Here is a 20828-nt window from a genome sequence, read left to right on the forward strand (position 1 = left end):
TTCAGTCTCCGTCCGCGAAGGAGAAGCCGGCCGAAAGCCCGATGGCGCCGCCATAGTCGTCGCTGAAGCTGGTGGCGAGGTCGCGGCTGATGGAGAGCAGCCTATCGATCTTGGCGCGCTCCCCATCGTTGCCGATGGCCGCCTCGATATCCGGATTGATCGTCGATGCCGTTGTCGCGAGCTCGTTCAGCAGGCCGCCGATCTTGGTGGCGACGACGCGCTTGTCCGATGGCAGCAGGCTTGCCATGTCGGCCTTTTCCCAGAGCGCCTTCAGACCCTCGATATTGCCTGATAACGATATCCAGCTGTTGGACGAACGCCAGTAGATCGCCATCTTCGGCCGCGCCGTTGCCTGATCGCCCTTGTAGAAGGTTTCCAGCCGCTGGTCGCGGACATTGGCGGCTCCATGCACGAGAATGCCGAGCAGCGCCGTCACGGCCTCCTTGTTGTCCATGAAATCATCGCTGGACTTGCCGGGATATTTCCAGGATTTCTGCACGCCGTCGGGCGCATCCCACTCGTCGGCGATTTCCTTGGCGGTGTTTTCGATATTGCCGGCAACCGCCGCGCCATAGCGGCAGCGGAAGCTCTGCTTGTCTTTGCTAAGAACATCCGAACCATTGCCGAAGAGCACATATTCCAGCGCCGTCATGCTCATCAGCGCCACGCTCTTGCCGGCGACGGCCTCGACGGTCGTGTCTTGCTCGTCCGCCTTGACGATCAGCGCCTGCACCTGCTTGAGGCCAACACCCTTGCGGTCGGGATAAAAGAGGATGTGCTCGCGGCGGTTCTTCTCGATGATCGGGCCGGTATCGACGATCTCGATGCGTGACCAGTTTTTCACCGTATCGCCGAAGGCTGATTTGGCGCCGGAAAGCGTCGCGTCCGTGGGGTCGGCGCAAAGCGCCTTCATCGCCGATGTCAGTTTCGAGGCGGAGCCGTGCATGGCGCCGTAGCCCGGGCGGATGACGTCGTCCACCGCCTTCTGCAGCACGGCCGGCACCGCCGCTTCGTTCAATCCGGCGCCGGTGGTTGTTGCATCCTCGGCATGGGCGGGCAGGGCCGCGACGGTAAGGAGAAGGCTGGCAGCGAGGCGTTTCCAGTGGCGCATCAAAGAGACTCCAGAAAGTTGATGAGAGCTTGCCGATCGTCCTTCGAGAGGCCGGCGAATGCATTGCGGGCTTTTTCCGCCTCTCCTCCATGCCAGAGGATGGCTTCGGTCAAGGTGCCGGCGCGGCCGTCATGCAGATAGGTTTGCCGGCCGCTCACCGTCTGCGTCAGGCCTATACCCCAGAGCGGTGGCGTACGCCAATCGCGACCGGATGCCACGCCCACCTGCTGCCCGTCAGAAAGGCCTTCGCCCATGTCATGCAGCAGGAAGTCGGAATAGGGCCAGATCAGCTGGAAGGCCTGCGGAGAGTCCTTGCCGTCGCTGCCCTTGAGGTTGTCGCGGGTCACGAATTTCGGCGTGTGGCAGGCCGCGCAGCCCGAGCGGTAGAACATCTCCTTGCCGTGCAGCACATCGGGAAAGCTCGCCTTGCGGCGGGCCGGCACGGCGAGATTTTCGGAATAGAAGGTGACGAGCGGAAGGACCGGATCCGGCGCTTCCGTATCGCCCAGCCGCTTCTGCACACCGTTCGGCATGGCAAGGCATTGCGGTTCCTTGGCAGTGCAATCGCCATAGGCGTTCGGCCGGTCCGGCGTCGAAATACCGATATCGGCTGAGAAGGCATCCGCCACCTGGTCGCGCACGGTGGCGTTCTGCGCCTTCCAGCCGAAACGGCCGAGCGCGACCTCGCCCGTGCGGTGATCGTGGACGATGGCTGGGCGGCCGCGAATGCCGGTGCCTTTCTTGTCGTCAGGATCGGCATTGGCAAGGATGTCGGCGTCCGCAATGGCCTCGATCAGGCCGAGGCCGATCATCGGCGGCGCGATGCGCTGCGAAATTGTCGTCGTGGGGTCGAGCGGTCCATAGGCGAGGTCGCTCACGCCATATGCCGGCTTGCGCAATGTCACTGTCTCGCCGCCCGCAAGCGTCACCATCTCCTCACTGTAGCTGACCGCCACCTTGCCCTCGGCGGCAAGTCCGGGCACGGCGAGATCCTGCAGCTGCGCGCCATAGGTGGAGTCCGGAAAATTCAGCGCGTGGAAATCCCTGATTGCCTGCTCTTCTTCCGGCGTGATGGCGGTCCGTGCCAGGCGCAGGACCATCGAGGTCGCGGCAGTTCCGGCGACATTAGGCGGATGGCCGCGGCCGTCACGGATGTGGCAGCTCTGGCAGGAGCGGGCGTTGAACAGCGGTCCCAGCCCATCGGAAGCCTGCGTCGAAGAAGGGGCCGAAACCCAGAGCTTGCGAAAGAGGGCGTTGCCGAGATGGAAATCCTGTCCGCGCTCCGAGCCCAGATTGGCCGATGGCTGCGAGAAGATATCGCGGTTGACGGGATCGATCGAGGTCAGCGCGCCGCCCTGCATCGCTTCATAGGGCTCGGCCTTGGAGAAATCCGCGGTCGCGCGGGTGACGTCGCGCACCCGCGTCAGCTGTTCGGACGCAAGATCGGTGCGGGTTGCCGGAAAGTCGAGAATGCCGGCGGCGGCCAGGGTGATCGAAACAACCAAAAAAACCGCGGCGAGGGCGGGCAGCAGGGCGCGGTTGGCCGGGATGCTTGTCATGGGTGTCGGGGTGGCAGCGCCGTGTCGCGCTGCCACCGTCCCTATTATTTCTTGAAGACGGCGTTAGGATTGTCCAGGCTGGCCGAACCTTCAAGCTTGATCGTGCCGAGGTCGAGTGCGGCGATGACGCGCTGGATGCTTTTCGTCTGGTCGAGCAGGCCGTCGATGGCCTTCTGGACCGTCGCGTTGCCTTCCTTGTTGCCTTCGCCGATCATTTGGTCGTATTTTTCGACCGTCTCGCCGCGATGCACCAGCGCCTTCATAGCGGCAAGCGTCGTGTCGAGCTTGCCTTCCATTTCCTTGTCGAGTGCCGGATCCTTGGCCTTGACCAGATCGTGCAGCGACGGACCCTTCATCTTGGTGCCGTCGGCGCGGGTGTAGTTGCCGGTATAGGCCGAGGCAATGCCGATGGCGTCGCCATTGTGCTCGTTATAGGTGTTGTCGGAGAAGCAATCCTGTTCTTCTTCCGGATCGTGCAGCAGCAGGCCGAGCTTCATGCGCTCGCCGGCAAGCTCGCCGTAGGAGAGCGAACCCATGCCGGTCAGGATGGCGGTGAGGCCGGCCTTCGGATCAGCTTCGAGATGCTTGGTGGCTTCGCCTTCCGGCGCCCACTTTTCAGTCATGTCCTGCAGATCCGCAACGAGCAGCGTCGAGGCGGACTTCAGATATTCGGCGCGGCGGTCGCAATTGCCGTGCGTGCAATTCTTCAAATCATAGTCGGTTGCGGGACGCTCGCCGGCGCCCGGTCCGGTGCCATGCAGATCCTGGCCCCATAGCAGGAATTCGATGGCGTGGTAGCCGGTCGCGACATTCGCCTCGACACCGCCGGCCTTGTGCAGCGTGCCCGACAGGAATTCCGGCGTCAGATGCGAAGCGTCGACATCCTTGCCGTTGATCTTGATGGTCTTGTTGGCGATGACATTGGCGACATAGAGCGCGTTCTCGTCGCTTTCCGTGCCGTAGGAAGCGTCGACATAGTCGATCAGGCCTTCATCCAGCGGCCAGGAGTTCACCTGGCCTTCCCAGTCGTCGACGATCGGGTTGCCGAAACGATAGGCTTCCGTCTGCGCATAGGGAACGCGAGCCTTGATCCAGGCCGCGCGCGCCGCCTTCAGCGTCTTGTCGCTCGGCTCGGCAAGGAGCGCGTTGATCGCCGTGTCGAGCGCCTGCGCCGTCGTCAGGGTGTCCTGATATTTGGCATGTCCTAGTTCCGTATAATGCTTGAGGACGGCAGCCGGCTCGGGAGTGGCGGCAAGGGCGGGAAGACCGGATGCGGCAGCCGTAGCAACGGCCACCGCAAGCGCGGCACCAAAATTGATCTTAAATTTCATGTTCCCTCTCCTGATGACGGCGGGGCACCGTCGAAAACTTGGCGTTTTGTGTCATGTATGAAAAATAAACTTGTGTCAAACACTCTAGTTTAGAATGATTTTAACGCCGAATCTTATGGGCATCGGCCTTGCAAGCGGGTGGATTATTGAAAAAAGAGGCATCCGCCTGCCATCTGTCACGGGCAGATGGATTGAGCCTCATCCCTTCCGCTTCAGCCGGCAGAAGAAGAAGCCGTCCGTATCGGTGGAGGCGGGCGTCAGCGTGATGGTCCGGCCATCCGAGGATAGCGGCCGCGGGATCTCCTTGCCGAATAGCTTTTCCCAGGAACTCAGGGCTTCGACCACCTCGAAATCCGGATTGAGGTTGGCAAAGCGGTTGACCTGCGCCTCGTTCTCTTCCGGCAGGACCGAACAGGTGACGTAAAGGAGCGCTCCGCCGGGGCGGACGAATTCGCTGGCCTGGGTCAGAGCTTCCTGCTGCTGGCTGGTGCGCTCGTCGAGATTCTTCTGCGTCAGCCGCCACTTCGTATCGGGACGGCGCCGCCAGGTGCCGGTACCGGTGCAGGGCGCATCGACGAGAACCTTGTCGAACTTGCCGTGCAGGGTAAGCAGTGCGTTGCGCTCGTCATGGACCTGGACATTGCGGGTTCCGGCGCGCTTCAGCCGCTCGATGATCGGCGCCAGCCGCCGACGATCGGTATCATAGGCGTGGACCTGGCCCTTATTGTGCATCGCCGCCGACATGGCCAGCGTCTTGCCGCCGCCGCCGGCGCAATAGTCCAGCACCTGATCGCCTTCCTCGGGCAGGACGAGATCGGCAACGATCTGCGAACCCTCGTCCTGCACCTCGAACCAACCCTTCTGGAAGGAAAGCTCGGCGGTAACGTTCGGCAGGCGCGATGCGCCTTCACCGGCGGGAATGCGGATGCCGAAACGGGCGATCTTCGATGCTTGCGCGCCTGCGCGTTCCAGCGCCTTCACGACCTTGGCGCGGTCCGCCTTCAGGGCGTTGGCGCGAAGGTCGAGCGTGGGGCGTTCGGAGAGAGCCCTTGCTTCGGAAAGCCAGTCATCGCCGAATGCGTGCTGGAAGGATGCCTCGACCCATTCGGGAATATCGCCCTGGATATGATGGGGTGCGTCTTCGAGCCTGCGGGTGGCAAAGGCGGAAAGTGCCTCGGCGCTCGGTGCCTCGGGGGCGAATTTATCGCCGTCGAGCTCGGCGGCCAGCGCCTCGGGCGTCAGGCCCCATTGGCGAAAGAGTACGGCATGGGCAAGTGCCGAGGGGCTGTCGTTACCCATCAGCCAGGCATGGGAAAGCCGCATGCGCAGGGCGTCGTAGACGATGTTGCCGATCGCGGCCCTGTCGCCGGAACCGGCAAAGCGATGGGCAAGGCCCCAATCCTTCAGGGCATCGGCCACCGGTCGCTTGCGCGCTTCGATATCGGCAAGAACTTCGATGGCCCCCTGCAATCGGCCGCCCAGACGCATTCACACTCTCCTGCTTGCGCACCATCCCGAACTCAGCGGAGTTCACCGGGAAGCGTCACGCCCTGCCAAAATCGCAGACACCTCATCAATCCGCACGAATAATGCACATAGCGGCGGATTATTGAGACGTCCTAACCGCGTGGTAGCCGCGATTGACGGAGAGAGCAAGCGTCGTGCCGAAATGCCTGATGGTTCCGGCCAGATCGAGCGATTACTTCGAGGCGACAACCTCGTAACAGACCTTGGCGGTGCCAGAGGCGACCATGCCGATATCCTGAGCGGCGGCGCGGGAGAGATCGAGAACGCGTCCGCGAATGAAAGGTCCACGGTCGTTGATGCGAACGACGACGCTACGGCCATTATGCTTGTTGATGACCCGCAGACGCGTGCCGAAGGCGAGCGAGCGGTGGGCGGCAGTAAGGTTTCTGGAACTCATACGTTCCCCGGAAGCAGTTTTGGAGCTTCCTCCGTACCATGAGGCGCCTCCGCATCCGTTCGAGGCTAGAGCCTCGGTCGAAAGAAGAGCAAAGGAGGCGGATATAGTTGCGGCGATTGCCAAAGAACGTGTGATTTTCTTCAAACCGATTTTTCCCTCAAGCTATTGAACTTGCGCCCTGGGTAGGCGGCGGGGGCTTAAATCCGGGCAAAAGTGGCGAAAAAGTGCCATTATCAATCACGGAATGTTACAAGCTGCAACATTTACGGATCAGGCAAATACTATGACTATTCAGTGTTTTTGTTCGGTTATGGAAAAAACCCAATAAAATCAGTTAAAAATGGAACGATTTTTCTCACGGCAGTGTCGCAATGCCAGAGATCACGAAAATTGGAAAAATAATTTTCCGGCTTTGCCATAATTGCTGCCGCATTTGTGCAATTTTAGAGGTCGTTAACCATAAATGCGGAGCAAATTGAACTAGGCCAGCCGGCTAAGTAGGAATTTTCGTGCGATTTTTCTCTGCGCGGAGAGCGGCTCTTTAGCCGCGCCATCGTCCGGACGACCAGAGCTCGGCAAGCGACATGCGGTATTCCGGATAGCGGAAGGCGAAGCCGAGCGAACGCAGCTTCTTGTTCGAGACGCGCTTGTTCTCGCCATAGAAGGAGCGAGCCATCGGCGTCAATTCCGCGGTTTCGAAAGCCTGTTCCGGCGGCGGCTCGACACACATGAGCCGGGCGGCCTCGGCGATCACATCCTGCGGCGGTGCGGGCTCATCGTCGGTGACATTATATATGCCGCCAAGCTTGTGCTCGGACAGGAAGCGGGCGCAGGCGCCGATATCCTCGACGCGGATACGGTTGAAGACCTGGTTCGCCTTGATGAGCCGTCGCGCCGTGCCCTTTTCCAGATTGCAGAAGGCGTTGCGGCCGGGGCCATAGATACCGGAAAGCCTGAGCACGGCGACGGGAAGGTCGAGCCTGATGCCGACGCGCAGCCAGCCGTCTTCCGCCTCGACACGCTCGACGGAGCGATCCGCGATCGGATGCAGCGAGGTCTGTTCGCTAACCCAGGCGCCCTTGTGGTCGCCATAGACGCCGACGGTCGAGAGATAGCAGATCCATTCCAGCTTTGGCATCAGCGCCTTGAGATTGAGCTGCGCCAGCCGCAGCAGCGGATCGCCGGATTTGCCCGGCGCGATCGACTGCACCAGATGCGTCGCTGTGGTCATCGCCTCGGCCAGGGCGGGATCGAGCCTCTCGCCATCGAAGACGAAGGCCTCGATGCCTTCCTTCGTCAGCAGCTCGGCCTTGTCGGCGGAGCGGGTCGTGCCGGTGATGCGAACGCCGGAACCGGCGAAAGCCTTGGCGATGGCCGTTCCCGAATAGCCGCAGCCGAAAATCATCACATGCATCATACCACTCCCGCCAATGTCCATTCGGCGCGAACCTCTTCGTCCGCCTCGTCATCTCTTTCTGCCGCAAATGCACGGAACTCGCCAGCCGTCATCAGCTTCGACAGCGCCCAGACGGCCATGCCGCGCACGACGGGCGAGGGGTCCGCGGCCAATTCGCGACATCTCTCTATAAAGGAGCGCTCGCTGGAATTGCCGGCCGCAATCAGCACATTGCGGATGAAGCGGTCGCGGCCGATGCGCTTGACCGGCGAACCGCTGAAGAATGTGCGGAAGGCCGCGTCGTCCAGATCAAGCAGGAAGGCGATCGACGGTTCCTTGAGATCCTCCCGCGCGACCAGCTTCATTTCCGAGGCGGCGCTTGCGAACTTGTTCCAGGGACAGGCGGCAAGACAATCGTCGCAGCCATAGATGCGGTTGCCGATCATCGGCCGGATCTGCGGATCGATCGGCCCTTTGTGCTCGATGGTCAGATAGGAGATGCAGAGGCGGGCATCGAGCTGGTAGGGCGCAGGGAAGGCCGCGGTCGGGCAGACGTCGAGGCAGGCCCGGCAGGAGCCGCAATGGTCGATCTCGGGCTGGTCCGGCTCGAGATCGGCCGTGGTGAACATCGAGCCGAGGAAGAGCCAGGAGCCAAAGTCACGGCTGACGAGATTGGTGTGCTTGCCCTGCCAGCCGAGGCCCGCCGCTTCCGCCAGCGGCTTTTCCATGACCGGCGCCGTATCAACGAAGACCTTGACGTCCTCCTTCGAGCGCGCGGCAAAGCGGGTGGCGATCTCCTTCAGCCGTCCCTTGATGATATCGTGATAGTCGCGGTTTCGCGCATAGACGGAGATTGCCGCCTTGTCTTTATTCTCGAGGATACCGCGCGGATCTTCATCGGGACCATAGTTGAGGCCGAAGACGACGATGGAGCGGGTTTCGCTCCAGAGCACGCGCGGATCGCCACGCCTCTCGCGCGTCTCCTCCATCCAGCCCATGGTGCCGTGATGGCCCTTGTCGAGAAACTGGCCAAGCCGGACGGCAGCCTCGGGAATGGCGTCCGGTTTGGTGATGCGACAGAGATCGAAGCCTTGGGTGCGCGCTTCCTCCCGCAGGAAGGCGGTCAGCGTGCTTTTCCGCTTGTCAGCTTTTTCCGTTTCGCGATCATCGGGCATATTGAGCCCTCGTCATAGCAATTCCAGGAAAAGTGCGTTAGCGGTTTTCCCACAGGAATTGCGTGAAAAAAGATAGAGCGCTTTCGTTGTTCGAAGAAATGCGAAAGCGCTCTAGAAATCCAGATCGGCGTAGTGCGAAACCGGAGTGACGCCGCGCACGCGCTCCGCCAGGATCGGTCGGAATGACGGGCGCGATTTCAGCCGCTGGTACCATTCCTTGGCGATCGGCGATTCCGTCCAGTCGATCTCGCCCAAATAGTCTAGCACGGAAACCGAGGCCGCGGCGGCAAGATCGGCATAGCTCAGCCGCTCGCCGGCAAGCCACTGCCGCGAGCCCGCAAGCCAGGACAGATATTTCATATGCTGGCGGATATTGCCGCGCGCCATGCGCATCACTTTGGAATCGGGCGCGCCGCCACCCTGGTCGGCGGTCATCTGCAGCTTGAACACGCGCTCGCGCGTCAGCGGGCGCGTGACGTCCTGTTCCATCTTCTGCATGAACCATTCCGTCAGCCGGCGGATTTCCGCGCGCTGGAACGGATCTTCGGCCAGAAGCCGGCGATCCCGCTTCAGCACCCCATGCGTTTCGTCGAGATATTCGGAAATCACGGTCGCGCCACAGAGCGCCCGCATGCTGTCATCGACATAGACGGGCAGGGTGCCGGCGGGATTGAGCGCCAGGAAATCGCGTCGCTTTTCCCAGGTCTGCTCCTCTATCAGTTCCGTCTGATAGCCGTATTCGGTCAGGATCAGACGAACGAACCGTGAGGAGGATGACATCGGGTGGTGATACAGCGTCGGCATTGGTACTCGGGTGTTTCTGATGGATGCTACGGAGTTTTTGGGTCGCTATTCTGCGGCCTAGTCATTTGTCATCGGTTGAAGCTATAGGATCTTGGCCTAGTTTGCACAAGCGAATCGGGCCGCCCTGCCGTTTGACAAAGGACACGATATGGCTGAACAAATTATTATCGCGCTGGTTTTGGGCCTTGTGGAGGGGCTTACGGAGTTCATTCCGGTCTCCTCGACGGGCCATTTGATATTGCTCGGACATTTTCTCGGCTTCAAGGAAGCCGCTACTTTTGACGTTCTGATCCAGCTCGGTGCGATTCTCGCCATCCTGCTTGTCTATTTCAATCGGCTCGTCCAGATCGCCAAGGCACTGCCCGTCAGCGTCAAGGCTCGCCACTTCGTGCTGGCCGTCCTGTTCGGCTTCCTGCCGGCCGCCGTCATCGGCGCTCTTGCGCATGATTTCATCAAGACCGTGCTGTTCGATTCACCGAAGGTCATCTGTGTCTCGCTGATCCTCGGCGGCATCGTCCTGCTTGTCATCGACAGGATCGAGTTCAAGCCGAAATATACCAGCGCCTATGAATTCTCCTGGCCGATGGCAATCAAGATAGGCTTCTTCCAGTGCCTGGCCATGATCCCCGGAACCTCGCGCTCCGGTTCCACCATCGTCGGCGCGCTGCTGCTCGGCGCCGACAAGCGCTCCGCCGCGGAATTTTCCTTCTTCCTGGCCATGCCCACTATGGCGGGCGCCTTCGCGCTCGATCTCTGGAAGAGCCGTCACGATCTGAGCATGGATCAAGGACTGCTGATCGTCATCGGCTTCTTTACCGCCTTCATCTCGGCGCTGCTCGTTGTCCGGGCACTGCTCGATTTCGTCTCGCGTCGCGGCTACGCCCCCTTCGCATGGTGGCGCATCATCGTCGGCGTGCTCGGCCTGATCGGTCTTTACACGATCGGCTGAGGCGCATCGCCTGACATCAAGAAACCGAAGAAAGCAAAGGCCGGTGAGAACCGGCCTTTTTCGTGCCCGATCAGTTCGGGGAGGAGGTGTCGATAGAGCCCGTGGTGCAGGGATCGACGCCATAGGTCGGCGCACATTCGCCCTTTACCGAGGCGATGCTGCCGCGGGCCACGAAAGAGCCGGCGAGAATCACCAATGCCGCGCACGCAAACAAAAGCGCGATAGACTTGCCCATCGAAAAATGCCTTTCCGCAGAAGTGTGAAGCGCGCCACGACCGGTTCATTGTCCAAGCTCGAGACGCGCGGCTGTGTTAGTCAGTGAGATGAGCAATAGCAATAAATGTTCATATTAAATTTGACGTTAATGCGACTATTTTCATACTGCGTCTTTTAGGCAACGCTAAGCTGTGAATCAGAGTGCGATTACGGCGCGCGCAGATGTCTGCGGCTGCTTTCGAGCAATGAAAAACGCCGCTCGGCGGAGCCGGCGGCGTTTTGTATTTCACTGAATTGCCGAATCGTCAGGCGGCTTTGCCGGAACCGGTGAACTGGCCCTGCGGGCGATAGCGGACGAGATAGGACGGCAGCACGGAGACGAGCAGCGTCGGCAGCAGGCCGATGCCCTTCAGCGTGCGTCCTTCCGCTTCCGCCTGCTTGGAAACGACGTTGTCGCTCTTCAGCAGCGTGACCTGATCGGAGGTGATCGGCGGGGTGATAAGCGGCACGAGCGAAGCGACCGAGCCGATGAGCGAGGCGATGCCGAACGGAATGGAGACGAGCGACTTCTTCCGGTTGATGACCGAAAGCGTGGTCTCGAGACATTCGCGGAAGGACAGCACTTCCGGGCCGCCGAGCTCATAGGTTGTGCCCGCCTTCAGCTTGCCGTCGACACTGCGGGCAACGGCTTCGGCAATATCCTCGACATAGACAGGCTGGAACTTCGTCTTGCCGCCGCCGATCAGCGGCAGGAAGGGCGCCGTGCGCGACATGTCGGCAAATTTGTTGAAGAAGCCGTCTTCGGGGCCGAAGACGATGGACGGCCGCAGGATTACCGCATCCGGCTTGATCGACAGGATGGCGGCTTCCGCGCGAGCCTTGGTGCGCGCATAGGCCGAAGCGGAGCTGGCGTCAGCGCCCAGGGCCGAAATATGCGTCAGCGAAGCGCCGACGCCGCGTGCGGCCTCAGCGATCGCCTTGGCGCCGAATTCCTGCACGGCATCGAAAGTGTTGCGGCCGCCTTCGGCAAGGATGCCGACACAGTTGACGACATGCTGCGCGCCTTCGACGGCACGGTCGATCGAGTTGCGGTAGCGCACATTGGCCTGGACGATCGAAATCTGGCCGAGATTGCCGAGCGGCTGCAGGAAGCCGGCAAGATCGGGACGGCGCACGGCAACGCGGATGCGATAGCCACGCTTGGCGAGCGCACGCACGACATGCCGCCCGATGAAGCCTGATCCTCCGAACACGGTAACGAGCGGCGGGAGGTTGGACAGGGTCATGGCAGGCTCCTCGAAAGGCTTTGATTGGGCTGATCTGGTTTCGTCTTAGCCGATCCGGGCGCCGAGGTGAAGTGCTATCGCGCTGCATCGCAGCGTCGCGTTTCAAAGGGTTTAAACCCCTTCGACGACGACCATTTCCGCATCCGCCACCTGCTGCCGGATTTTGGCGGCGATCTGGTATTCCGGCGAATTGTAGCAATCGACGGCATGCTGCAGCGACGGAAACTCGATGACGACGTTCCGGCCGCGCGCCTGTCCCTCAAGCGGCGTGAATGCACCGCCGCGCGCAAGGAAATTCGCGCCGTATTTCTCGAAGGCCGGTTTGGCGGCGGCAACGTAATCCTTGTAGCGCTCCAGGTCGCGGACATCCACGCGCGCGATCCAATATCCCTTTGCCATGTTTTCCTCCCTGCGTATTCTGGTGGTTTAGAGTGCGGCGTCCATCTCGGCGAGGATGGCGCGTGCGGCTTCCCTCGGATCGGCCGCCTTGACGATCGGCCTTGCGACGACGAGATGGCTCGATCCGGCCTTGATGGCGTCTGCCGGCGTCATCACCCGCTTCTGGTCGCCCCTGTCGCTGCCGACTGGCCGGATGCCGGGGGTCACCAGCGCCATATCTGGCCCGATGATCTTGCGGACCGCGGCGGACTCCTCCGCTGAACAGACGATGCCGCCCATGCCGGCGAGATGCGCCTGTTCGGCCCGGCGCAGCACCAGCGTATGCGGATCATATTCATAACCGGCGGCGATGAGATCCCCTTCGTCCATCGAGGTCAGCACGGTGACGCCGAGCAGGCAGAGGTCCGATCCCTTGGCCGCTTCGACGGCCGCCTTCATGGCTTTCGGATAGGCATGCAGCGTCAGCATCGACATGCCCATCTTGACGATGTTCTCCACGCCGGAGGCCACCGTATTGTCGATGTCGAGCAGCTTCATATCGAGGAAGATCTTCTTGCCGTCAGCGGCGAGATCGCGCGCGAATTCCAGGCCGCCGGCGAAGGCGAGCTGATAGCCGATCTTGTAATAGAGGATATCGTCGCTGAGGGCACCGACCACTTTTTCGGCCTCCTGAAGGTTTGGAACATCCAGTCCAACGATCAAGCGGTCGCGTGCGGTCATATCAAGCCCATCCCATCCAGTCTTCCATGGGTGTCCAGTCGCATGAGACGACGCGCTTCGCAAGGTCGAAACAGAAAAGATTGCCGCCGCCGGGAGGCTGGTCGCCTTGCCGCGCGATCGGCTTCCCCTCCAGATGGCATTTCAGCAGCGTGCCGACGCCACCATGGCCGACGAAGGCGATCGGCACCAGCGGATCGTGTCGCGAAAGAACGGTGTCGACATGGGAGACGATCCTCGCCTGCGCGTCGATGGCTCGTTCCCAGCCCTTGAAGCTTTCATGCGGATTGGCGAAGAACCAGTCCGCTGCCTTCTCGAATTCCGGCGGGGCCAGGAAGCCCGTGGCGCTGCGGTCGTTTTCGTGCGTGGCCTCGATGATTTCGATCGGCGCGCCGCTTGCTGCTGCCAGAGCCTCGGCTGTTTCTATCGCCTTGCGTTCGCCGCTGGAGACGATCAGGCCAAGCTTGCTTGCCCATGGTCCGCTCGCCGCCCGCCGCGCCCGCTCGGCGCCTATTTCGGACAAGCCCCACTCCGGCACGGGCACGGCGGGATCGATGCGCACCTGCGGGTGCGTAATATAAAGAGCGTACATGAATTGCCTCAGCCGCGGCTGTAGACCCAGAGCTGGGCCGGCGGAATGTTGCGGACGATGAAATCATAGTGGCGGATATGGTAGCGGTCCGGCTTGGCGATGATCGGCGAAACCGGCCCGTAGGAAATCTGCACCACCGGACGGCCTTGCGGCATGCGATCCAGCAGGCTTTCCAGCAATTCGACGCGCGCCTTCATGGGGAAATTGAGGAGAGGGATGCCCGACACGACGGAATCGAAGGTCTGGCCGCGCAGCACGCCAAGCGTCGTATCGAGATCGAAGGCATCGCCATTGATGAAATGGACGCCGGGATAAAGCTTCACGAGGTGATTGTAGAAATCGGTCGAATATTCGATGGCGACGAGGTTTTGCGGCTCGACGCCACGTGCCAGGATCGCCTTGGTGATGGCCCCGGTTCCCGGCCCGAGTTCCAGCACGGGCAGGCCGGATTGCGTGTTGACGACGCTCGCCATCTTGCGGGCTGTGATCGATGAGGTGGGAACGATCGACCCCACAGTCTTCGGCCCTTGCATCATGCCTTTGAAGAAACGGATCTCCTCGTCGAATTTCTTGCCCAGCCGTTCCTTGAGACGCAGCGCCATGTTCTCCCCCACCAGATGTTACGGTCGCGACCTACATACCGCTTCTCTAAAATCTTGCAATGCGATGACGCAATAACAAGAGAAAATGTCGCAATTCACAAAGGATCAAATAAAAGCGCCCTTGCGTTGTATAAACGCATGAATGGGCGCTTTGGTTTCGCTGGAGCCGGATGATTTAGGTCTGTTCGACCTAAATCATCCGGCTCTAAAATCAAAGAAGTAGAGCGTGATGTCGTCCGAAATCCCCTGACACTTTTCGGCATCATGCTCTAGACGCGCATCGGCATCAGCACATAAAGCGCGTCGTCGCCGGCGGTGTCGCGGATGAGCGTCGGAGAACCGGCATCGGCAAGTAGGAACACGGCCGCATCGCCGGAAAGCTGCGCGGTAATGTCGAGCAGATACTTCGCATTGAAGCCGATTTCCATCGGGTCCATCTCATAGCCGACGGCGACTTCTTCCGTCGCGCTTCCCGAATCGGGGTTGTTGACCGTCAGGAGCAGTTGCCCATCCGACAGTGCCAGCTTCACGGCGCGGCCACGCTCCGACGAAATCGTCGAGACGCGGTCGACAGCCTGTGCGAAGCTCTGGCAATCGACGCGCATTTCCTTGTCGTTGTTGGCCGGGATGACGCGCTGGTAATCGGGGAAGGTGCCGTCGATCAGCTTCGACGTCATGACGATGGAGCCGATCGTCAGGCGGATCTTGGCGTCGGAAACCTCGACGGTCACGATCGTGTCCGGTGTGTCCACAAGCTTCTGCAGCTCGCCCACCGTCTTGCGGGGAATGATGATGCCGGGCATGCCTTCGGAGCCGGAAGGCGCGCTGACATCGGCGCGGGCCAGGCGATGACCGTCCGTGGCGACGGACCTGAGCTTCAGATCGCCGCCGCTCTCGATCGTGTGGAAGAAAATGCCGTTCAGGTAGTAGCGCGTTTCCTCGGTGGAAATCGCAAATTGCGTCCGGTCGATCAGCATCTTCAGATCGGCCGCCTTCAGCTTGAAGGAATGGCTGAAGCTGCCGGCAGTGAGATCCGGGAAATCCGATTCCGGCAGGCATTGCAGCGAGAACTTCGAGCGGCCGGAGGCGACCGTCATCGAGCTGCCGTCCGCATTGGTGGCAAGAAGCACTTCCGAGCCGTCGGACAGCTTGCGCACGATGTCGTAGAGCAGATGCGCCGGTACGGTTGTGGCGCCGGGCTGCTCGACATTGGCGGGCGTCGCCTCGGTGATCTCCAGATCGAGATCGGTTGCCTTCATGTCGAGGCTTGTACCCTCGGCCTTCAGCAGCACGTTGGACAGGATCGGGATCGTGTTGCGACGCTCGACCACGCGATGCACGTGGTTCAGCGACTTCAGGAGGTTCGACCGCTCAATTGTAATACGCATGGATGCTACCGCTTTCGACCGTGACTTGCCGGGCGGCCCGAGGCGCCCGAGCGACTGGTTTTCGGACAAGGCCCGAAAGATTGGACAGGCAACTTGGCAGACTTCAGCATCCGAATGCAAGAGGCATAAGCCCTTTGTCGAGCGCCAATCGAACATTTGGCCGACAATGCTCACAGGAATTGCACCGCTCTTGCCGTCCGCTCTTGCCTCGCCCATAAAGGCTTGTGAATCCCAAGCGAATTCAGGACCGGCATGAACGAAGAGCATCCAAGCAGCGGGACGCGCAGTTTCCGCCTGCACAACAACCAGATTCCGGCCCGTCCCCTCGAACCGGCGCTCTACCTTGTCGCCACCCCCATCGGCAATCTCGGCGATATCACGCTGAGGGCGCTGGAGACGCTGGCCGGCGCCGATGTGCTGGCCTGCGAGGACACGCGCGTCACCCGCGTTCTGCTCGATCGCTACGGTATTCAGAACAAGCCCTATGCCTATCACGAATACAATGCCGATGAGGCCGGTCCCCGGCTGCTGCAGGCGCTGGAAGGTGGCCGGTCGGTGGCGCTGGTGTCCGATGCCGGCACGCCGCTCGTCTCCGATCCCGGCTACCGGCTTGCAAGGCAGGCGATCGAGGCGGGATACAAGGTCGTTCCCATTCCCGGCGCTTCGGCGCCGCTTGCGGCCCTCGTCGGTTCCGGCTTGCCGAACGACGCTTTCTTCTTTGCCGGTTTCCTGCCCGCCAAGGACAAGGGCCGGCGCGACCGTCTGGCAGAACTTGCGAGCGTCCCCGCGACCCTCATCTTCTTTGAATCGCCGCATCGCATTGCCGCCACGCTTGCCGCCGCCGCCGATGTGCTCGGGGCTGAGCGAGCCGGTGCCGTCTGCCGCGAGCTGACGAAGACCTTCGAGGAATTCCGCCGTGGCACGCTTTCCGAACTCGCAGCATTCTATGATGCCGTTGACAATGTAAAAGGCGAGATCGTCTGGCTCGTCGGCCCGCCGGCGGAAAGCGTTGCGACGGAGGCCGATGTCGGTGCCATCCTGGCCGATCTCGCAGGGACGATGCCGACGGCCAAGGCGGCAACCGAAGCCGCGCGCCTTACCGGCCTGCCGCGCAAGGAGCTTTATCAACGGCTGCTCGACATGAAGGAGCCCCATGGCTGACATGGGGCCTGACGCAAGCCAAAGGCTGAAGCGGCAAAAAGCCTGGCGACGCGGCCATGCCGCCGAATATTTCGCGGCGGCCTTCCTGATGCTCAAGGGCTATCGCATCCTGGCCATCCGCCACCGCACCAAGCTCGGCGAAATCGATATCGTTGCGCGCAAGGGCGATCTCGCCATCTTCGTCGAGGTCAAATCCCGGCGCGGCGCGCAGGAGGCGATCGACGCCGTTTCCTTCTCGTCACAGCGACGCATCCGCGCCGCCAGCGACCTGTGGCTGGCGCGGCAGCCGGATTTCGCCTGTCTGTCGCAACGCTACGATATCGTTGCCATGCTGCCTGGCCGCTGGCCACAGCATTTTCCGGATGCTTTCTAGAAATAGCCGTTAATTCTTGGATGAGGTCAAAACCGGCAAGGCGGGCGATGCTTCACACTGCGCGTCGCTTTGCCTGCAACTCGCGTCGCAAGTTGCCAAGGTTTGCATTCTCGCACGCTTCTTCCGTGCCCGATGTCTATTGTCAACTTTATGGCTGCTTCTTGCGAAATGGTCCTTGTTGATTGTCAATCATGGTGGCGTAGCGTGTTTCCGGTTCAACGCAAATGCGATCTCCCGGAAAGGCATCGCGAAAAACATAACCGGACAAACATGTATCTGCTCCGTAAGGGCCACCGTTGGAATTGCGCCGAGAAGCTGCGCGCTGGTTGTCCTGAAGCACCCGCAGAAATGTATCATCGGTGACGCAAACGTGGTCGCTTTCGACAGCAAGACGCCACCTATACGGCTCAAGACAATCATTTTGCATGGAGGAAATAGAGTTGCCGCGCACCCAGGCAATAAACGGGAAATCCTTAACGGCGCCGACAAGACCCGATAGTGCGGCTACTACCGCAGTAATCGCGGTAATCCTACCTGTCAGTGTGGACAGAAATCCACCTCGGTCCCGGCTGTTACTCATCAGCGCCCCCGTTTGAATGAGTACCGGCATCATCTTCCCTGGTCGACGGAAGTCAAGAAATTTTATATATAACGTGATAATTCGAGGAAATTTTCCTTGCTATTCGTAGTATGTTCTAAATTTATTTTAAGGTTAAACAAATTTATATAAATAATGCTGATCGAGACATCAAGGTTATATCGGCTTTAAATTTAAGTATAAACTTACATTGGCGTTAAGCGCTCATTTTGTATTTTTATGTTTCTGTAAGTAACTGTGAACCTATGGCATACTGAATAGATCTGTTGGTCATGGATTCTATGGGAGGGACATTGAGGTCAAGCTCGGCGGGCAGCACTTGGCCAATATTCTGGATCTATTTGCCCGAGCGAAGGATCGTTGGCTGACCCATCACACCCAACAACTTACAATTCAGCCATCACAGCAGCGTCATAAAACGTGCTTATGCCCCTATGACTTTACGCGGTTCGCTCCAGCTGGGGCCGTTCGCTTTTCCCATCTCAATAGGCCACGCCATGATCCGCAGCACCGTTTCCGCCTTCTCCGTCCCTTCGCAGGATGAGCGCAAAAGCTTCATCTCGCTCGAAAAAACGCCGGCCATTCATGCCGCTATCTTGGCGTCGCTTACCTGCATGAACACGGTGCGGATCGGTGGCATTGAAGCCAAAGTCGGGGCCTTGTCCTTCCCCTTCACGGTCGCTGCATGGAACCTCGAGCGCTGCCTGTTTCCGGAGGAAGCCGCGGCCAAGCTGCGCGCAACCGGAGCGTCACTGGTCCTGCTTTCGGAGATGGATGAGGGCATGGCCCGCACCGAGCAGCGTGATCCGACCGCCGTCGTCGCCGTTGAACTCGGCATGAATTACGCCTATGGCGTCGAGTTCCTGGAACTCAGCCTCGGTTCCGAAATCGAGCGTTCCTACTGCCGGGACGACTTCAACGAAAAGGGTTTTCACGGCAACGCCCTGATGGCTTCCGTTGCCCTGAAAGATGCTTTCCTCTTCCGCTTGCCGGGCAAGGCCGTCTGGTTCAATGACGGCAACGAGCAGCCGCGCATCGGCGATCGTTGCGCTGTCGGCGCCATCGTCGAAACCGAAGCCGGTCCTTTCGTCGCCGTTTCGGTCCATCTCGAAAGTGTCGCAACCGCCGCCTATCGCGAGCGGCAGATGGCGGTGCTGATCGACGCCGTCGAAGCCTTTGCGCCGGGCCTTCCGATCCTGATCGGCGGCGATCTCAACACCGGCAACCACACCGGCGGCGACTTCTCGACCGATACTCTCTTCGCCATGGCGGAGAGCCGCGGCTTCGAATGCCATGGTGGGCCGCTCGATCAGACGAGTACGCGCCCGAGCCTCATCACCCGCTTTCCCGATCGCGCCATGAAACTCGACTGGTTCCTGAGCCGGGGTCTGAGGATCAGCGAAAGCCATCTCGTTTCCTCGCTGAACGAGGAAGGCAAGCCGCTGTCCGATCACGACATGATTGTCTGCACCATCGAGGGTTTTGTCGCCTGATTGCTGCAATCGTTAAAATGCGAGGCTTTTCCTGAACCGTGCCGTTACCTCTTCCATGCGATGAGATCGCAGACGCGCATGGAATTGGGGGATTGCATGGTCTTGAAACTGATGTTGGCGAGCATGGCGGCCTTTGCCGCGCGTGCCGTGCCGGTCGTGGTCGCGCTGCCGCGGTCGAAAAGCTTCGTGGTTGGCGCCAGCAACGAAATGGAAATGAAACCGTCGCCGATCGAGCCATCCTGGATCCTGGCGGGCAATCCGGTTGCCCGCATCGCCGAGCATTCGCGCGGGCAGGACGATGCCGCCATGACCGCGCTCTGGGATTGCACGGCGGGTGAATTTCGCTGGTATTTCGGGTGGGACGAAACGGTGATGATCCTCGAAGGCGAGGTGCATATCACCACGGAAGACGGCATCGAGCGTACGCTGAACGCCGGCGACGTCGCCTATTTCGCCGGCGGCACCTGGGCGACATGGCGCATCGATCGCTATCTGCGCAAGGTCGCCTTTTTGCGCAAGCCGTTCCCGAAGCCTTTGACCATGGCCTATCGCCTGCGCAACTTCGTCCGCCAGGGCGGCGCGCAGGGTCTTGCCGCCTGAGCATCCTGTGCCTGACCAAAGCCCTTGAATAGCCGTTGCGTTTGGATGCGGGCCGACCTACATCTGTGCGCAAATTTGAGCGAGGGCTGACTATGGCTGGTATCAAGAATGTTGCGGTCCAGATGGACCATGTGAAGAGCATCAACATTGCGGGCGACTCCACCTTCGCCATGAGCCTCGAAGCGCAGAACCGTGGCTACAAGCTCTTCCACTATACGCCCGAGCGGCTGAGCATGCGCGACGGCAAGGTCTATGCCTCCGTCGAGCCGATGATCCTGCGCGACGTCAAGGGCGATCACTTCGAGCTCGGTGAACCGGAGCGTGTCGATCTCTCGACCATGGATGTGGTGCTGCTGCGCCAGGACCCGCCATTCGACATGGCCTACATCACCTCGACGCATCTGCTCGAGCGCATCCACCCGAAGACACTCGTCGTCAACGATCCGGCCTGGGTGCGCAATTCGCCGGAAAAGATCTTCGTCACCGAATTTGCCGACCTCATGCCGAAGACGCTGATCACCCGCGATGCCGGCGAAATCCGCCGTTTCCGCGACGAGATGGGCGATATCATCCTGAAGCCGCTCTACGGCAATGGTGGCGCCGGCGTCTTCCACTCGACGCGCGATGACCGCAATCTCTCGTCCCTGCTTGAAATGTTCGGCCAGCTCTTCCGCGAGCCCTTCATCGCCCAGCAATATTTGCCCGACGTGCGCAAGGGCGACAAGCGCATTATCCTCGTCGACGGCGAGGCGGTCGGCGCGATCAACCGCGTGCCGGCCGAGCATGACGCCCGCTCCAACATGCATGTCGGCGGTCGCGCCGAAGCCACCGAGCTGACGACGCGTGAACAGGAAATCTGTAAGCGCATCGGACCGGCCCTCAGGGAGCGCGGCTTCCTGCTCGTCGGCATCGACGTCATCGGCGACTATATGACCGAGATCAACGTGACGTCGCCGACCGGCCTGCGCGAAGTCAAGCGCTTCGGCGGCGCCGATATCGCCAGCCTGCTCTGGGATGCGATCGAATCCAAGCGGGTCTGAGCGGCGGATGCCCACCATGCTTTTCGGCTGAGCAATAGCATTCATCCAGGCACGTCGATGATTTAGACATGTCTGGGTGAGGTTTTTGTTCGTTTATTGTTCTTGTTTCATTCC

The 20828-nt window shown here is 60.6% G+C and carries 22 protein-coding genes; 6 read left to right on the forward strand and 16 right to left on the reverse strand.

Annotation, left to right across the window (positions count from 1 at the left end; genetic code table 11):
- Nucleotide 1: 1 nt before the first annotated feature.
- The 8 genes from CCGE531_RS02335 to CCGE531_RS02370 form a co-directional block, all read right to left on the reverse strand.
- Nucleotides 2-1111, reverse strand: a complete 1110-nt coding sequence (locus CCGE531_RS02335) for an imelysin family protein (RefSeq protein WP_120662738.1) — start codon at nucleotides 1109-1111, stop codon at nucleotides 2-4.
- The gene (locus CCGE531_RS02340) at nucleotides 1111-2670 is read right to left on the reverse strand and encodes a di-heme oxidoredictase family protein (RefSeq protein ID WP_120662739.1); all 1560 of its coding nucleotides are present in this window, start codon (nucleotides 2668-2670) and stop codon (nucleotides 1111-1113) included. The genes CCGE531_RS02335 and CCGE531_RS02340 overlap by 1 nt, the downstream gene beginning before the upstream one ends.
- A gap of 44 nt (nucleotides 2671-2714) precedes the next feature.
- A complete protein-coding gene (locus tag CCGE531_RS02345) occupies nucleotides 2715-4001 on the reverse strand; it encodes an imelysin family protein (protein WP_120662740.1) in 1287 nt (428 codons plus the stop codon).
- Nucleotides 4002-4199: 198 nt separating this feature from the next.
- Entirely contained in the window at nucleotides 4200-5489 is a 1290-nt protein-coding gene (locus tag CCGE531_RS02350) for an RsmB/NOP family class I SAM-dependent RNA methyltransferase (protein WP_120662741.1), read from the reverse strand.
- 211 nt (nucleotides 5490-5700) lie between these two features.
- Nucleotides 5701-6069, reverse strand: a complete 369-nt coding sequence (locus tag CCGE531_RS02355; RefSeq protein ID WP_120662742.1) for a septal ring lytic transglycosylase RlpA family protein — start codon at nucleotides 6067-6069, stop codon at nucleotides 5701-5703.
- A gap of 397 nt (nucleotides 6070-6466) precedes the next feature.
- Nucleotides 6467-7339, reverse strand: coding sequence for an SDR family oxidoreductase (locus CCGE531_RS02360; protein WP_120662743.1), 873 nt, complete (start codon nucleotides 7337-7339; stop codon nucleotides 6467-6469).
- The gene (gene queG / locus CCGE531_RS02365; protein WP_120662744.1) at nucleotides 7339-8496 is read right to left on the reverse strand and encodes a tRNA epoxyqueuosine(34) reductase QueG; all 1158 of its coding nucleotides are present in this window, start codon (nucleotides 8494-8496) and stop codon (nucleotides 7339-7341) included. Before queG ends, CCGE531_RS02360 begins: the two co-directional genes overlap by 1 nt.
- 111 nt (nucleotides 8497-8607) lie before the next feature.
- Entirely contained in the window at nucleotides 8608-9300 is a 693-nt protein-coding gene (locus CCGE531_RS02370; RefSeq protein ID WP_120662745.1) for a glutathione S-transferase family protein, read from the reverse strand.
- 148 nt (nucleotides 9301-9448) lie between these two features.
- Between CCGE531_RS02370 and CCGE531_RS02375 the strand changes: the two genes are divergently transcribed.
- Nucleotides 9449-10249 (forward strand): undecaprenyl-diphosphate phosphatase, encoded by an 801-nt coding sequence (locus tag CCGE531_RS02375; RefSeq protein ID WP_120662746.1) that lies wholly within the window; start codon nucleotides 9449-9451, stop codon nucleotides 10247-10249.
- A 70-nt stretch (nucleotides 10250-10319) separates the two neighbouring features.
- On the opposite strand, the gene CCGE531_RS34105 is transcribed toward CCGE531_RS02375, so the two are convergent.
- From CCGE531_RS34105 to dnaN, 7 genes are all read right to left on the reverse strand, one after another.
- Entirely contained in the window at nucleotides 10320-10484 is a 165-nt protein-coding gene (locus CCGE531_RS34105) for a hypothetical protein (RefSeq protein ID WP_162943837.1), read from the reverse strand.
- A 286-nt stretch (nucleotides 10485-10770) separates the two neighbouring features.
- Nucleotides 10771-11751, reverse strand: coding sequence for a complex I NDUFA9 subunit family protein (locus CCGE531_RS02380; protein WP_120662747.1), 981 nt, complete (start codon nucleotides 11749-11751; stop codon nucleotides 10771-10773).
- 111 nt (nucleotides 11752-11862) lie between these two features.
- Nucleotides 11863-12150, reverse strand: a complete 288-nt coding sequence (locus CCGE531_RS02385; protein WP_120662748.1) for a DUF1330 domain-containing protein — start codon at nucleotides 12148-12150, stop codon at nucleotides 11863-11865.
- A 27-nt stretch (nucleotides 12151-12177) separates the two neighbouring features.
- Nucleotides 12178-12870: an orotidine-5'-phosphate decarboxylase gene (gene pyrF, locus CCGE531_RS02390; protein ID WP_120662749.1), complete on the reverse strand. Its 693-nt coding sequence runs from the start codon at nucleotides 12868-12870 to the stop codon at nucleotides 12178-12180.
- A 1-nt stretch (nucleotide 12871) separates the two neighbouring features.
- Nucleotides 12872-13459, reverse strand: coding sequence for a histidine phosphatase family protein (locus CCGE531_RS02395; protein ID WP_120662750.1), 588 nt, complete (start codon nucleotides 13457-13459; stop codon nucleotides 12872-12874).
- 8 nt (nucleotides 13460-13467) lie between these two features.
- Entirely contained in the window at nucleotides 13468-14061 is a 594-nt protein-coding gene (gene pmtA / locus CCGE531_RS02400) for a phospholipid N-methyltransferase PmtA (protein ID WP_120662751.1), read from the reverse strand.
- 269 nt (nucleotides 14062-14330) lie between these two features.
- A complete protein-coding gene (gene dnaN / locus CCGE531_RS02405) occupies nucleotides 14331-15449 on the reverse strand; it encodes a DNA polymerase III subunit beta (protein WP_120666404.1) in 1119 nt (372 codons plus the stop codon).
- Nucleotides 15450-15701: 252 nt separating this feature from the next.
- Between dnaN and rsmI the strand changes: the two genes are divergently transcribed.
- Together rsmI and CCGE531_RS02415 are read left to right on the forward strand one after the other, a co-directional pair.
- On the forward strand, nucleotides 15702-16610 hold the full coding sequence (rsmI, locus tag CCGE531_RS02410; protein ID WP_120662752.1) for a 16S rRNA (cytidine(1402)-2'-O)-methyltransferase: 909 nt from the start codon (nucleotides 15702-15704) through the stop codon (nucleotides 16608-16610).
- A complete protein-coding gene (locus CCGE531_RS02415) occupies nucleotides 16603-16983 on the forward strand; it encodes a YraN family protein (RefSeq protein ID WP_205586462.1) in 381 nt (126 codons plus the stop codon). Before rsmI ends, CCGE531_RS02415 begins: the two co-directional genes overlap by 8 nt.
- A gap of 148 nt (nucleotides 16984-17131) precedes the next feature.
- On the opposite strand, the gene CCGE531_RS34110 is transcribed toward CCGE531_RS02415, so the two are convergent.
- Nucleotides 17132-17596 (reverse strand): hypothetical protein, encoded by a 465-nt coding sequence (locus CCGE531_RS34110; protein WP_162943838.1) that lies wholly within the window; start codon nucleotides 17594-17596, stop codon nucleotides 17132-17134.
- Between the two features lie 482 nt (nucleotides 17597-18078).
- Here CCGE531_RS34110 and CCGE531_RS02420 point away from each other — a divergent pair, with 482 nt between their 5' ends.
- The 3 genes from CCGE531_RS02420 to gshB all read left to right on the forward strand — a co-directional run bounded on the left by CCGE531_RS02420 (nucleotide 18079) and on the right by gshB (nucleotide 20714).
- On the forward strand, nucleotides 18079-19074 hold the full coding sequence (locus tag CCGE531_RS02420; RefSeq protein ID WP_120662753.1) for an endonuclease/exonuclease/phosphatase family protein: 996 nt from the start codon (nucleotides 18079-18081) through the stop codon (nucleotides 19072-19074).
- Between the two features lie 96 nt (nucleotides 19075-19170).
- On the forward strand, nucleotides 19171-19674 hold the full coding sequence (locus tag CCGE531_RS02425) for a cupin domain-containing protein (protein ID WP_205586463.1): 504 nt from the start codon (nucleotides 19171-19173) through the stop codon (nucleotides 19672-19674).
- A 92-nt stretch (nucleotides 19675-19766) separates the two neighbouring features.
- The gene (gene gshB / locus CCGE531_RS02430) at nucleotides 19767-20714 is read left to right on the forward strand and encodes a glutathione synthase (protein ID WP_120662755.1); all 948 of its coding nucleotides are present in this window, start codon (nucleotides 19767-19769) and stop codon (nucleotides 20712-20714) included.
- Nucleotides 20715-20828 lie beyond the last annotated feature (114 nt).

It is taken from the genome of Rhizobium sp. CCGE531, from assembly GCF_003627795.1.
Taxonomy (GTDB): Bacteria; Pseudomonadota; Alphaproteobacteria; order Rhizobiales; family Rhizobiaceae; genus Rhizobium.

Bases quoted from the DNA above. Each gene is read 5' to 3' on its own strand.
- CCGE531_RS02385 (WP_120662748.1), bottom strand. From the start codon at position 12,150: ATGGCAAAGGGATATTGGATCGCGCGCGTGGATGTCCGCGACCTGGAG.
- pmtA (WP_120662751.1), bottom strand. From the start codon at position 14,061: ATGGCGCTGCGTCTCAAGGAACGGCTGGGCAAGAAATTCGACGAGGAG.
- CCGE531_RS02345 (WP_120662740.1), bottom strand. From the start codon at position 4,001: ATGAAATTTAAGATCAATTTTGGTGCCGCGCTTGCGGTGGCCGTTGCT.
- CCGE531_RS02340 (WP_120662739.1), bottom strand. From the start codon at position 2,670: ATGACAAGCATCCCGGCCAACCGCGCCCTGCTGCCCGCCCTCGCCGCG.
- CCGE531_RS02425 (WP_205586463.1), top strand. From the start codon at position 19,171: ATGGTCTTGAAACTGATGTTGGCGAGCATGGCGGCCTTTGCCGCGCGT.
- CCGE531_RS02395 (WP_120662750.1), bottom strand. From the start codon at position 13,459: ATGTACGCTCTTTATATTACGCACCCGCAGGTGCGCATCGATCCCGCC.
- dnaN (WP_120666404.1), bottom strand. From the start codon at position 15,449: ATGCGTATTACAATTGAGCGGTCGAACCTCCTGAAGTCGCTGAACCAC.
- CCGE531_RS02370 (WP_120662745.1), bottom strand. From the start codon at position 9,300: ATGCCGACGCTGTATCACCACCCGATGTCATCCTCCTCACGGTTCGTT.
- CCGE531_RS02350 (WP_120662741.1), bottom strand. From the start codon at position 5,489: ATGCGTCTGGGCGGCCGATTGCAGGGGGCCATCGAAGTTCTTGCCGAT.
- CCGE531_RS34105 (WP_162943837.1), bottom strand. From the start codon at position 10,484: ATGGGCAAGTCTATCGCGCTTTTGTTTGCGTGCGCGGCATTGGTGATT.
- rsmI (WP_120662752.1), top strand. From the start codon at position 15,702: ATGAACGAAGAGCATCCAAGCAGCGGGACGCGCAGTTTCCGCCTGCAC.
- CCGE531_RS02420 (WP_120662753.1), top strand. From the start codon at position 18,079: ATGATCCGCAGCACCGTTTCCGCCTTCTCCGTCCCTTCGCAGGATGAG.
- CCGE531_RS02360 (WP_120662743.1), bottom strand. From the start codon at position 7,339: ATGCATGTGATGATTTTCGGCTGCGGCTATTCGGGAACGGCCATCGCC.
- pyrF (WP_120662749.1), bottom strand. From the start codon at position 12,870: ATGACCGCACGCGACCGCTTGATCGTTGGACTGGATGTTCCAAACCTT.
- CCGE531_RS02375 (WP_120662746.1), top strand. From the start codon at position 9,449: ATGGCTGAACAAATTATTATCGCGCTGGTTTTGGGCCTTGTGGAGGGG.
- CCGE531_RS02335 (WP_120662738.1), bottom strand. From the start codon at position 1,111: ATGCGCCACTGGAAACGCCTCGCTGCCAGCCTTCTCCTTACCGTCGCG.
- CCGE531_RS02380 (WP_120662747.1), bottom strand. From the start codon at position 11,751: ATGACCCTGTCCAACCTCCCGCCGCTCGTTACCGTGTTCGGAGGATCA.
- queG (WP_120662744.1), bottom strand. From the start codon at position 8,496: ATGCCCGATGATCGCGAAACGGAAAAAGCTGACAAGCGGAAAAGCACG.
- gshB (WP_120662755.1), top strand. From the start codon at position 19,767: ATGGCTGGTATCAAGAATGTTGCGGTCCAGATGGACCATGTGAAGAGC.
- CCGE531_RS02415 (WP_205586462.1), top strand. From the start codon at position 16,603: ATGGCTGACATGGGGCCTGACGCAAGCCAAAGGCTGAAGCGGCAAAAA.
- CCGE531_RS34110 (WP_162943838.1), bottom strand. From the start codon at position 17,596: ATGATGCCGGTACTCATTCAAACGGGGGCGCTGATGAGTAACAGCCGG.